The organism is Dehalococcoidia bacterium (assembly GCA_035574915.1).
Taxonomy (GTDB): Bacteria; Chloroflexota; Dehalococcoidia; order DSTF01; family WHTK01; genus DATLYJ01.
This window is the reverse complement of record DATLYJ010000136.1, coordinates 1-11,782: the sequence shown is the minus strand read 5'-3', so window position 1 is coordinate 11,782 and position 11,782 is coordinate 1. Positions and strand designations below refer to the sequence as shown.

Sequence of the window (11,782 nt, the reverse complement as noted above, 5' to 3'; positions counted from 1 at the left end):
CCCGCCGAAGGAGAGCGGGAGTGGCCCCGGCACGCCGCGGGCGCCTCTCCCTCCACGCCGCCATCGTCGCGATAGCGCTGCTCGCGGCCGCATACGCTGCCTTCTTGCCTTCCGGCAGCGCGCCGGCCGCCCCCCTGGTCGCGTCGCAAGCGGCCGCCCCCGCGCTCGGCGCCACGGGCGATGGCGCCGCCCCGCCCTCGACCTTGCCCGCCTCGGAGCCTGCCGTCTCGGCGCCGGCGCCGGTGCCCGCGGCCGCGCCGCCGCCGTTGCCGGCCGTCGAGGCAGCCCGGGCGCTGGACGAAAGCGCCCGCATCAACGCCCTCGGCAGCGGCTCCTCGCCCGAGGTGCCACCTTGTCTCACGAGCTCGAGCAGTCCCGCCTACTGTGTCTACACCGTGCGCGAAGGCGACACCCTCAGCGGCATCGCCGAGCTCTTCGGCTTGAACGGCGGCGAGCTTCCCGGTTGGGAGCTGCTGGCCGAGAGCAACAAGCCGGACATCACCTCCGTGGACGACTTCATCATCCCGGGCCAGAAGCTGCGCATTCCCGTGACCCGCGGCATCGTGCACACCACGGTGCTGGGGGAGACGGTCGGCGACCTGGCGGAGACGTTCGACGTCACCAGCGCGGAGATCATCGCCGTGAACTCGCTCGGCAGCGGCAACTTCATCGCCATAGGCCAGGTGCTGCTCATCCCGAACCCGAAGCGCACGGCGCCGCCGCCCTCAGCGGACGCGCCCGCGGGCGCCCCGGCTGCCGCCGCCCCGGCCCCCCGGCCCTTCGGCTTCTTCTGGCCGCTCCGGACCTCGATCCGCGTCACGAACTACATGACCGCGCGCCACCCGCTCGGCATCGACATGGGCCTCTCACACGACCCCACCACCCTGATCTATGCCGTCGAAGACGGCGTCGTCAGCTTCGCGGGCGGCGACCGTTGCTGCAGCTACGGCCTCTACGTCATCGTCGACCACGGCAACGGCCTCAAGACCCTCTACGCCCACCTTTCGCGCCTGGACGTCGTTCAGGGCCAGCGCGTCGAACGCGGCGAGCCCCTGGGGCAGGCTGGAAACACCGGTTACTCCTTCGGCGTCCACCTCCACTTCGAGGTCCACCTCAACGGCAAGCGCGTGAACCCCATAGCCTACCTCCCCTGACCCCCGCGACCTCCGGACCTGCGAGCTAGCAGCGCCGGCGCCCGCTGGCGGGGAAGTCGGGAGGTGCGGACAGACGGGAGTCTCGGGTCTCGCGCCGCGGGTTTGCGCGCGAGGCCGGCGTAGGGGATGATCGGGCGGCCATGACCACCTTCCACATTGCCGTCCTCCCCGGCGACTACATCGGCCCAGAGGTCGTCGGCGAGGCCGTGCGAGTCCTCGAGGCCGCCGGCCGCCGCTTCGGGCACGAGTTCCGCTTCAGCGAGGCCCTGGCCGGTGGCGCCGCCTTCGACGCCTTCGGCGAGCATCTCCCTGCCTCGACTCTCGCCACCTGCGAGCAAGCGGACGCGATCCTCAAGGGCCCCTTTGGCGGTCCCCGGACGGAGATCAACCACCCGAAGTGGCAGGGCGTGGAGCAAAACGCCATCCTGCCACTGCGCAAGCACTTCGACCTCTATCTGAACCTGCGCCCCATCTCCGTGCCGGACGCCCTCTTGCCTCTCTCGCCTTTGAAGGAAGAGCACGTGCGCGGCACCGACATGCTCATCTGCCGCGAGCTCACCTCCGGCCTCTACTTCGGCCCGCGCGGCGAGCGCGAGGTCCCCGGCCCTTACGAGCGCCCCGAGCGCGAGGTCTTCGACACCGAGCTCTACCGCGAGCATGAGATCGAGCGCATCGTGCGCGACGGCTTCCGTCTCGCTGCCGGGCGCCGCCGCAAGCTCACTCTCATCGCCAAGTCCAACGTGATGAAGTCCGGCCTGTTCTGGCGCGAGGTCGCCGAAGAGGTGGCCCGCGCCTTCCCGGACGTGGCCATGGACTACATGCACGTCGACGCTGCGTCGATGGAGCTGATCATCAACCCGCGCCAGTTCGACGTGATCGTGACCTCGAACATGTTCGGCGACATCCTGTCGGACGAAGCCGCGGCGCTGCTGCGCTCGCTGGGCATGGGGCCGTCAGCCTCGCTTAACGAGAAGGGCTTCGGCCTCTACGAGCCCATCCACGGCTCCGCGCCGGACATCGCCGGCCAGGGCAAGGCCAATCCCATCGCCACCATCCTCAGCGCCGCCATGATGCTGCGACTCTCTTTCAACCTCCCCGATGCCTCCTCGGCAGTCGAGAGAGCGGTCGAGAAGGTCCTGGCAGAAGGCGCCCGCACCCCCGACCTGATATCGGCGGGCGGCGAGCTGGTGACGACGCAGGAGATGGGCCGCCGCATCGCGCAAGCTGTGGAGGCGAGCTAGCGGTCGATCATCCTCATTTCCATTCCATGGCGGCGCGGGAAGGCGCCCGCGCGCTGGCCATCGCCGCTCCCTAGAGACGAACGCCGACGCCCCGGATCGACGCCCGCAGTCAGCGGATCACACGGGTGAAAGTAAGAGAGCCCTGCGTCATGCCTTCCCGGAGGTAGAAACGGTGCGCGTCCTTCCGCGCGTTACTCGAGTCGAGCATGAGGTGAGTGCAGCCGTTCTCCCGCGCCCATTGCGTGGCGGCGTCGAGCAGCGCCTTGCCTGCACCCTGACCGCGGTGCGAGGACGTGACGACCAGGTCCTGCAGCCAGCAGCGCCAGCCATGGCGGATGGACGGGAAGGTCCGGTAAACAGTAGCGAGCCCGACAATCCGGCCGCCCTCCTCCGCGACGATAATGGTCCCGCCGGGCGAGTCGAGTAGCCAGCGTATGCCCTCGCGGCCTCGTTCCTCGCTGAAGTCGTCCGGTCGCGCACCCGGCGGCTCGAACAGCTCGCGAATGAGGTCGAGGACGGTATCCTCGTCTGCAATCGTCGCCGGTCTGATCTGCACCGCTGGCCTTCCTTCCGGGTTCTGGACGCTCCCTCCGCCGCTGGCTACATTACCCTGAGTCCGTCCCTGGAGGCGACGCATGCCGATCGACGATGCCCTTTGCCGCCTCTCCGCGTCTGAACTCCTCGATTCCTACCGCAAGCGCGAGGTCTCACCGGTCGAGGTCACGGAGGCGATGCTGGCGCGCATCGACCGGCTCAACCCGAAGCTCAACGCCTACCTGCACGTCGCGCACGAGTCCGCGATGGCGTCGGCAAAGGCGGCCCAGGCTGCCTGGGCGAAGCCCGGCGCCAAGCCTCTGCTCCTGGGCGTGCCTGTCTCGGTGAAGGACCTGGTCCCGACGGCGGACATGCCGACCACCTTCGGTTCGCTCGTCTTCAAGGACCACTACCCGGAACGCGACGCGCCCATCGTCGAGCGCCTGCGCGCGGCAGGCGCCGTGCTGCTGGGCAAGACGAACACGCCCGAACTGGGCCTCATAGGCGCGACACGCAACCGCCTCGGCGAGGAAGGCCGCAACCCCTGGGACCTCGACCACACCTGCGGCGGCTCCTCCGGTGGCGCCGGCGCCGCGGTCGCGGCCGGCCTCGGGCCGCTCGCCGTCGCCACCGACGGCGCCGGCTCCATACGAATTCCCGCCGCCTTCAACGGCTGCTACGGCATCAAGCCAACGTTCGGCCGCATCCCGACCCATGAGCTCACCGGCGCCCCCTGGTCCTCGACACTCGGCCCGATCTCCCGCACCGTGCGGGACGCCGCCTACTTCCTCACCGCTGTCTCCGGCCCCCATGAGCGGGACGCCATTTGCCTTGAGGAGGACCCGCCTGACTTCTTCGCCGGCCTGGGCGGCCGGCCGCTCGCCGGCAAGCGCGTCGCCCTGAGCTTCGACCTTGGCGGCCACGCGACGCTCGACCCCGAGGTCGCCGCGGCCCTGTCGGACGCCGCCGACGTCCTGCGCGACCTTGGCTGCGAGGTGATCGACGCTTCTCCGCCTGTCGAGACCGGGCCCGATACGACACCGATGATCCCCGCCGACGAGTACGCCTTCGACCCGGCGCTATACGAGGAGCACTTCGACGAACTTACGCCCTACGCCCAGCGGACGCTGAAGGCGGGCAAGGAGATGGAAGGCTGGCGCTACGCGCTCATCTGGCGCAAGCGCGAGCGCTATCGCCGCGCCGTTGCCCGCTGGTTCCGCGACTACGACTTTCTGATCACTCCAACCGTGGCGCACCCAGCCGGCCCCGTAGGCGGCGAGGTCACGAACATCGCCGGGACGGAGGTGCAGCCGGGCTGGGTGATCTGGTACACGGCCCTGTGGAACCGGACCGGCAACCCTGCCGCCTCGGTGCCAGCCGGCTTCTCGGCGCGTGGCCTGCCGCTGGCCGTACAGGTCGTCGGCCGCCTGGGCGATGACCCGGGCGTGCTCGCCGTGTCGGCGGCCCTGGAGCGCGCCCGGCCCTGGGCTCACCACTGGCCTCCGCTCGTGCGGCCTTAACGCAGGATCCCTATCGCCTCCGCGCGCAGTTCGCGCGTCACGGGGTCGTTCGTCGTCACGACGGCGACCAGAGCGCCGCGCGCCAGGTCGGCGCGAGAGCCCGCGCTGCCGTCCGGGCGCAGGATGCGCGTGTCCGCCGTCACCTGCACGACTCTGCTGCCCTGGGGCGTGTCGACGGTCAGCGACGCGCCGACTAGCGTGCGCACCTGGCCGCTGAAGTCCGGCGCTCGCGGCAGGAGGTTCGCGCCAATGCCCCCTTGCTGGGGGAGGCCGGGCGCGCCTGGCGCCGGGCCCGGGGGCTGAAAGCCCTGGCCGGCGGGCTGCTGCGGCCGCGGCCCGCCCGGCCCTCCGAAGGCTCCCGGCACGGCGGCGTCCCCGCTCCCCACCGCCATCGAGTACACGGCTACGCCCAGCACAGCGCCCATGACCGCGGATGCTGCCGCTATGAGCCACTCCCGCGGCAGGGGCGACCCCCGGTACGAGACGGCGGCCACGGTTGCGGCCTTCGGCTGGTCCTGACCAGCGCCGCCCGCTTCCGCCTGCCCGGGGCCACCGGGCGCACCCGGGGCCGGCCGGCGCCAGGTAACGGCATCGCCGGGCGACTCGCTCACAGCCGCCGCCTTAGCGGTCGCCGGAATGGCCGCGGCCGCAGCGGCCAGCGGGGCCTGAACCTCGGGAAAAGCAGCCACCTCAACATCTATCACCTCCGACCCCAACCCAACTTCCGGACCTCCGAGCCGCCAGGCCTCCACGAATGTGGACCTCAGGCGGTGAGAGTCTTCGGCCTCCCCGAACATTCTCCAGAAGTCCGGATGTTCCCACGTAAGAATGTCCCTACTTCACTCTTATCCGCCCTACCTCCACCCATTCGCTCTGCGTCTGGCCGAAGGCGCCGCCCGAGACCCGGATGCGGAAGGGCTGGTCGCCCCGGTCGATACTCGAGAGGACCACCAGGTCGTACTCCTCCACCAGCAGTTCGCCCTGGCGCTGCGGCGCCGACAGGCGCTGCAGGTTGCCGAAGCCTAGCTCGTGGGACTCGTAGTACTCTGTCTCGCCGATCCTCGTCGCGACCTGCGGCCGGGCGGCGCCGTTCAGCCGCCAGTACAGCTTCAGGTGCACGGCCCCGCCTCGCTCGACCTCCCGCGAATCGATGTCATACCCGACCAGGGTGACGGCGCCGAAGTTGTGGTTGACCGTGGTCTTCGGTGTCACTCCGCTGACGAAGAGCGGCGGGGGCTCGTTGCGGGCTTCGTAGAGGGTCAGTTGACGCACGAGTTGGAAGCCGGACTCGTCGCTCTGGACCGGCGCCGCCAGTATCGGCCAGTACCAGGCGTTCTGCGGCTGCAGGCCGCGGGGCGCGGCGCCCGGGCCAACCGCGGCCGTGCCCTGGGACCCCGGCGGCGCCACGGTGAACGTGGGCGCGCCGGGCCGTGCCGTGCGCGTGTTGAAACCGCGGGCCAGGGGAATGTCGACATCCGGGCGGACGTTGTAGACGTAGCGCCAGTAGAACATGTCGTAGCCGAAGACGCCGCCCCGGCCGATGAGCACGCTCCCGCTCGGTAGTCGCTCGAACACCAGCTCGTAGAAGTCGTTGATGCCCGTGTTGTCCGATTGGTCGTTCTCGTCCCAGGCGCGCGCCAGCGATACGGCTGGCTGCGCCAGGAGAGGGGCCAGCAAGACCGCCGCGAGAGCGGCCGCGGCCCTCGCCCGCCAACGCCCAGCGCCGTCCGCGACGAGGGCTGCGCCGGCTAGCGCTGCTTCCCCGAGGGCCGCAACCCCGTAGCCGATGAAGACTGCGACGATGAAGTGCGCGGTGATGAAGAAGACGTCGATGTCGGCGGCGCGGTACTCGAGAAAGAACGCCATCTGCGCCACGTAGGCGGGCGCGAACAGGAAGAAGGCGCGCGGGTTGCGCACGGCCATCGCCAGTCCGCCGGCAACCGCGAGGCCAATACCGGGCCAGCGGAAGTTGTCGCGCAGGAACTCCAGGTACATGACCACCCGGTCGGGGATGGCGGACAGCGGGAAAGCCCACTTGAACTGCGGGAAGGCGTTGAGAGTGTAGTTGTAGATACCCTCGAGGTCGTCCGGCGTGTTGCGGGCCATGAAGGCGTCGTTGATCCCCGACGCCTTGTACGGGAGCCAGGCGAACTGCAGGGCGCCCAGTCCGAAGCCGAGCGCGCCCGCGAGCACGAACCCGGGCTGCAGCGCCAGGCGCCAGTTCGTGAGGAGGACAAAGGCGATGAACCCGGGCGCCAGCGCCAGGTTGGACATGTGCGTGCCGAGGCTGAGGCCGAAAGCGAGCGCGAAGCCGCCGAATAACGCCAGCGAGCGCCCGTCGGCAACGGCCGCCCTCGACGAGCCCGCTACTGCCGCCGACTCCAGGCGGGCGCCCTCGTAACGGCCCCAGAGGAGGAGGAGCAGGAAAGTCAGCCCGACCATGAACACGTTCGGCGCGTACACCTCGGCGATGACGGCCTGCGACCAGAGGGTGGTCGAGAAGGCGAGCATCAGGGCGCCCGTGGCGGCGGCGCCGTAGGGCAGGAGGCGAGCCGTGGCCGCGAGGTTCCGGGGAGCGACCCCGCGCGCGGGCGACGGCATGCTCCCGCGGATGGACATCAGGATGATCGCGAAGAGCAGGGCGCAGCCGCCCGCCGCCCCGGCCGCGGACATGAGGTTGATCCGGTGTGCGACGTCGCCAATGGGGATGAAGGTGAAGAGCTTGCCAGCCCAGGTGTACAGGGGATAGCCGGTCGAGTGGGCCAGCCCCAGCTGGTAGGGGATCGTCGCCAGTTCGTTTCCGTCGAAGGACTCGTAGGAGAGGGACGGCGTGAGCGTTGCGTTGTAGACGAAGAGAGCAAGGGCGAAGATGCCGAGCGCTGCTGCCACCTCGACCAGGGGCAGCGCGAGATAATCGAGCCTCAAGGCGGGCCGCGCCCGCGCCTCGCGTCTGGTAATTGCGCCTTCGGCTACAGCCATGCCGCCTCGATTCCAGGGCCGCCCGCGACCGGGCCGCCCAGACCTATCGTGATCTATAACGGCGCGGTGCGCGAGCGCAGGTTAGGCCGGCGTCAGACGATTGTTAAATCTCTACGAGTCTCACGGCGACGGCGGCCTGCGAGAGGGGTACCAGAGCAGGAGCACGAGGGCGGACTCGAGAGTTGTCGCGTCGTCTCGGCGCGCCGGGTTGCGAGCCTAATGGGTATCCTCACGTGCCCCTCTCAGGCCTCAAACGAGGGTGACGCCGCTCCCGCTGACTACTTCGCCGCAGACGACAGCCTCCGGGACGAGGGCGCGCACGGCTTCGACATCGTCTGGCGCGACGGCGAGGACCATGCCGAAGCCCATGTTGAAGACGCGGTACATCTCCGCCTCGTCGATGCCGCCCGCGCGCTGGATGAAGGGGAAGATCGGCGGCGGGGTGATCGCGCGTCTCTCGATGCGCGCCCCGAGGCCGGGCGGGAGTATGCGGGGGACGTTTTCGACCAGGCCGCCGCCGGTGATGTGGGCGAGCCCCTTTATCGGCGTCTCGGCTGGCCGGCCGGCCGTTCCGGCGGCAGAGGCCTTTGCGGCAGCGGTGCGGTCACTGCGCAGGAGAGGCCTGAGGTCCGGGAGATAGCAGCGATGCGGATGGAGCAGGGCGTCCGCCAGCGTCTCTCCAAGCTCTTCTTCGAAACGCTCCAGCCGGCGCCGGTCCTCGGCCGCGCGCGCCGGATCGACGCCGATGCCCAGGGCCGCGCGGGCAAGCGAGTAGCCGTTCGTGTGCAGGCCGTTCGAGGGCAGAGCCAGCAGCGTGTCGCCGGCGGCGATTCGCGACCCGTCGACGATGAGGGCGCGTTCGACGATGCCGACTATGAAGCCGATCAGGTCGAAGCTGCCCGGGGTGTACGTCCCGGGCATGTCCGCCGTCTCGCCGCCGAGCAGGACGACTCCCGCTTCGGCGCAGGCGTCGGCGACGCCGGAGACGAGCGCAAGTTTCGCTTCGTCGCTCAGGTCGCCGCTTACGATGGTGTCGAGGAAGAAGAGGGGTTCGGCGCCCGTCGTGAAGGCGTCGTTGATGCAGTGGTTCACGATGTCGCGCCCCAGGCCCTCGTAGCGGCCGGCGAGGGCGGCGATTTTGCCCTTCGTCCCGACTGTGTCCGTCGTGGCCACGAGCACCGGGTCCTGGTATGCGCCCTGGAGGGCGAACATGCCGGCGAACGGCCCGATGCCGCCAATGACCTGTGGCCCCGTTGCGCGTCTCGCGATCTCCTTGTAGCGCGCCACGACGGCCTGCCGGGCCACGAGGTCAACCCCCGAAGAGGCGTAGGTCAGCGGTTGGTCCGAGGTCATCAGGTTTCGCCTTTAAGGCTAAGGGCACCGGTCCCGGGACGCGACTCCCCAGGAGGACGAGCAGGGGTGCGGTCAGGCTCCAGTATCCAGTCCCAACCCTAGGGTGCTGGCGTCGCGGCCTCGTCCCAGAGGCGGCGGCGCCGCTCTGGCACCGGGCCGTTCGTTGCGACCCACTCGATGTCGTGGCGGTCGCGTATCCACTCCGGCGGCTCGAGGCCGAGCTTGTCGAGCTCGCGCGGCACGTCCATCGGGTAGTCCCCGGTGAAGCAGGCCATGCAGAAGCTCTCGCGCGGCTGGCCCACGGCCTCGACCAGGCCTTGCTCCGTAAGGTAGCCGAGGGAATCGGCGCCGATGTCGTTGCGGATCTCCTCGACCGTCTCCTGGGCGGCGATCAGCTCCCAGCGCCGGCCCATGTCGATGCCAAAGAAGCAGGGATGCGTGATCGGCGGCGCCGAGACCCGCATGTGGACCTCGCGGGCGCCCGCCTCTCGCAGCATTTTCACGAGGAAACGCGTCGTCGTCGCCCGGACGATGGTGTCGTCCACCACAACCACGCGCTGGCCTTCCAGGATCTCGCGCACCGGGTTGTACTTCAGACGCACGCCCTGCTCGCGAATGCGCTGGTCCGGCATGATGAACGTCCGCCCGACATAGCGGTTCTTGACCAGCCCCTCGACGAAGGGGATACCGGACTCCCGCGCGTAGCCGATCGCCGCCGCGGTCGCCGAGTCCGGCACGCCGATGACGATGTCCGCGTCCACCGGGTACTCGCGGGCGAGGCGGGCGCCCATGGCCATACGCACCGGATAGATGCGTTCGCCGCGCAAATAGCTGTCGGGGCGCGCGAAGTAGATGTACTCGAATATGCAGAAGGCCTGCCGGTCGCGCTCCGGGAACTTGAAGCTGGTGATGCCGTCCTCGTTCAGGAGGACCGTCTCGCCCGGCTCGACATCGCGGATGAAGGAGGCGCCGATGAGGTCGAAGGCGCAGGTCTCGGAGGCATAGCAGTAGCCATTGTCGATGCGCGCCAGGCCCAGGGGCCTCATGCCGAGCGGGTCGCGCGTGGCGATCACGCCCTCTTTCGTGAGGATGGTGAGGCAATAGGCCCCGCGCGCGCGGCGCATCACGTAGGCCATCCTCTCGCCCCAGTCCCGTCCTGGCGCCGTCGCCACCAGGTGCGCGATGACCTCGGAGTCGGTCGAAGTCTCGAACTCCCGGCCCTCGGCCTGCAGTTCGGCGCGCAAGAGGTCGGCGTTGACGATGTTGCCGTTGTGGCCGAGTGCGATGACCCCGTTGGGCCCTTCGACCTGGAAGGGCTGCGCGTTCTCCACCCGGCTGGACCCGGTCGTCGAGTAGCGGGTGTGACCGATCGCGGCGTGGCCCTTTAGATAGCTGAGGTCCTGTTCCTGAAAGACCTGGGCGACAAGGCCCATGTCTTTGCGGATGAAAAACCGCCACTTGCTTTCGCCTGTGGCGGCATCAATCTCGGGCTGAGCTGTGGCGATGCCTGCGCTTTCCTGTCCCCTATGCTGCAGAGCATAGAGGCCGAAGAAGGTTATCCTGGCGACATCCTCGTTCGGAGCGAAGACTCCAAAGATGCCGCAGGACTCGTTCAGATTCTCCAAACAACCTTCCCGGCGGGCGGTCTCGCACGCCAATTCTAACATAGCTGTAAGGCCGATAGCATATCGGCGGCCGTCGCAGGCCTTCCGCTGAAGACGAGGAGTGGCGCCACGAGCGATTGGGACTCCAGTCCGCCGGACCGGGCCGGGGCCTCGCTCCAATTACGGACGGCCCGGCTTCGATCGTCGGGCGCTCCGCGCCGCCGCCGCGTGGGCGCGCTCCTCGAGCGCATCGTCCAGCGGCGCGAGCGCACCGTCGCCGTAGCGGCGGGCGAGGGCAAGGGAGATGAGGTGGTCGGCAAAGGCGGGGTTCTTGGGCAGGACCGGGCCGTGCAGGTAGGTGCCGAAGACGTTCCTGTAGCGCGCGCCCTCATAGCCGCTCTCACCGTCGTTCCCGAAGCCGCGCACGACTCTTGCCAGCGGTTCGCAGCCCGGGCCCAGGTAGGTTCGTCCCCCGTGATTCTCGAAGCCGGCGAGCTCGCCGCCCTGCCAACGCGCTACCAGGTTGCCTATGAGGCGCTTCGCCTTCGGGCCCGGATGCACCGTCTGGATGTCCAGCACTCCGGCGCCGCGCAGCTCCTCACCGTCGGCCCCGCGATAAAAGTGCCCGGCCAGCTGGTAACCGCCGCAGACGGCGAGTATCACCACGCCCCCCTCAGCGGCCTCCCGCAGCGCCGGCCCCTTGACGTTCGCGATGTCCTCCGACACCAGGCGCTGCTCGCGGTCCTGGGCGCCCCCCATGAAGAGCAGGTCGAAGTCCTCTGGGTCCAGCGGCTGGCGCAGCCCGAGCGGCACGACCTCCAGTTCGATGCCCCGGAGCCGGCAGCGGCGCAGTAGACAGATGATGTTGCCCCGGTCGCCGTAGACGCTCATCAGCGTCGGATACAGGTGCCCGAGGCGAAGACTTCGCGGGCTATCGCCCATCGCCGTCCCCCCTCGCGACCTCGCCGGGCAGAGGCTGGCGCACGCCCGCGAAGGCGTCGGACGGCGCCAGCAGCGCGGCTTTGTCCGCCCTCCCTCCGTTTCGCCTGTCGCCATGGAGCGTCGCGGCGACGTCCGTCAACATGCAACCGGTCACGCTCAACTCCAGTAGGGCCGTCGCCCCGACTTCCTCGCGAGGAGCTCTCGTGCCTCGAGCATGGCCGTGTAGGTCGGCACCACGGCCAGCACGTCGCCGGCCGGGGTCATCTCGATCGCGAGCGCCAGCGCCTTCTCGATGTCCGGCTCGATGAGCAGATGCGCCTCGTCCCACTCGGCGTACTTCAGTCGCAGCGCCATCTCCTCGGCGCGCGTGCCGGAGCAGACTACAACGTCAAACCTGCCCGCCGCCGCCTCGAAGTCGGCGTCCCAGATCCAGGAGATGTCCCGCCCGTCCGCGA

11 protein-coding genes are annotated in these 11,782 nt (G+C 69.5%); 3 read left to right on the top strand and 8 right to left on the bottom strand.

The annotated features are described in order from the left end of the window. Both VNN10_12695 and leuB read left to right on the top strand, forming a co-directional pair. Positions 1–1,154: peptidoglycan DD-metalloendopeptidase family protein (locus VNN10_12695; GenBank protein HXH22877.1), on the top strand; the 1,154-nt coding region annotated here is incomplete at its 5' end. Between the two features lie 140 nt (positions 1,155–1,294). After that, positions 1,295–2,395, top strand: a complete 1,101-nt coding sequence (leuB, locus tag VNN10_12690; protein ID HXH22876.1) for a 3-isopropylmalate dehydrogenase — start codon at positions 1,295–1,297, stop codon at positions 2,393–2,395. 109 nt (positions 2,396–2,504) lie between these two features. Here the strand turns inward: leuB and VNN10_12685 are convergent, their stop codons facing one another. Then, positions 2,505–2,951: a GNAT family N-acetyltransferase gene (locus tag VNN10_12685; protein ID HXH22875.1), complete on the bottom strand. Its 447-nt coding sequence runs from the start codon at positions 2,949–2,951 to the stop codon at positions 2,505–2,507. A gap of 79 nt (positions 2,952–3,030) precedes the next feature. Between VNN10_12685 and VNN10_12680 the strand changes: the two genes are divergently transcribed. Next, complete coding sequence (locus VNN10_12680) at positions 3,031–4,449, top strand: amidase (protein ID HXH22874.1); 1,419 nt, start codon at positions 3,031–3,033, stop codon at positions 4,447–4,449. Here the strand turns inward: VNN10_12680 and VNN10_12675 are convergent. From VNN10_12675 to VNN10_12645, 7 genes are all read right to left on the bottom strand, one after another. Continuing rightward, complete coding sequence (locus tag VNN10_12675; protein ID HXH22873.1) at positions 4,446–5,060, bottom strand: hypothetical protein; 615 nt, start codon at positions 5,058–5,060, stop codon at positions 4,446–4,448. The genes VNN10_12680 and VNN10_12675 overlap by 4 nt on opposite strands. 223 nt (positions 5,061–5,283) lie before the next feature. Next, positions 5,284–7,428, bottom strand: coding sequence for a DUF2723 domain-containing protein (locus tag VNN10_12670; GenBank protein HXH22872.1), 2,145 nt, complete (start codon positions 7,426–7,428; stop codon positions 5,284–5,286). A gap of 249 nt (positions 7,429–7,677) precedes the next feature. Continuing rightward, positions 7,678–8,781 carry a phosphoribosylformylglycinamidine cyclo-ligase gene (gene purM / locus VNN10_12665; GenBank protein HXH22871.1) on the bottom strand — a complete coding sequence of 368 codons (1,104 nt, stop codon included), beginning with the start codon at positions 8,779–8,781 and terminating at the stop codon, positions 7,678–7,680. A gap of 98 nt (positions 8,782–8,879) precedes the next feature. After that, on the bottom strand, positions 8,880–10,397 hold the full coding sequence (gene purF, locus VNN10_12660; protein HXH22870.1) for an amidophosphoribosyltransferase: 1,518 nt from the start codon (positions 10,395–10,397) through the stop codon (positions 8,880–8,882). 168 nt (positions 10,398–10,565) lie between these two features. Continuing rightward, entirely contained in the window at positions 10,566–11,327 is a 762-nt protein-coding gene (locus VNN10_12655) for a glutamine amidotransferase (GenBank protein HXH22869.1), read from the bottom strand. Continuing rightward, positions 11,317–11,481 (bottom strand): hypothetical protein, encoded by a 165-nt coding sequence (locus VNN10_12650; GenBank protein HXH22868.1) that lies wholly within the window; start codon positions 11,479–11,481, stop codon positions 11,317–11,319. The genes VNN10_12655 and VNN10_12650 overlap by 11 nt, the downstream gene beginning before the upstream one ends. A gap of 2 nt (positions 11,482–11,483) precedes the next feature. Then, positions 11,484–11,782, bottom strand: a 299-nt coding sequence (locus tag VNN10_12645) for a DUF1727 domain-containing protein (GenBank protein HXH22867.1), incomplete at its 5' end; no start/stop codon positions are given.

Coding starts and splice junctions, on each gene's coding strand:
- VNN10_12670 (HXH22872.1), bottom strand. CDS start 7,428: ATGGCTGTAGCCGAAGGCGCAATTACCAGACGCGAGGCGCGGGCGCGG.
- leuB (HXH22876.1), top strand. CDS start 1,295: ATGACCACCTTCCACATTGCCGTCCTCCCCGGCGACTACATCGGCCCA.
- VNN10_12680 (HXH22874.1), top strand. CDS start 3,031: ATGCCGATCGACGATGCCCTTTGCCGCCTCTCCGCGTCTGAACTCCTC.
- VNN10_12655 (HXH22869.1), bottom strand. CDS start 11,327: ATGGGCGATAGCCCGCGAAGTCTTCGCCTCGGGCACCTGTATCCGACG.
- purM (HXH22871.1), bottom strand. CDS start 8,781: ATGACCTCGGACCAACCGCTGACCTACGCCTCTTCGGGGGTTGACCTC.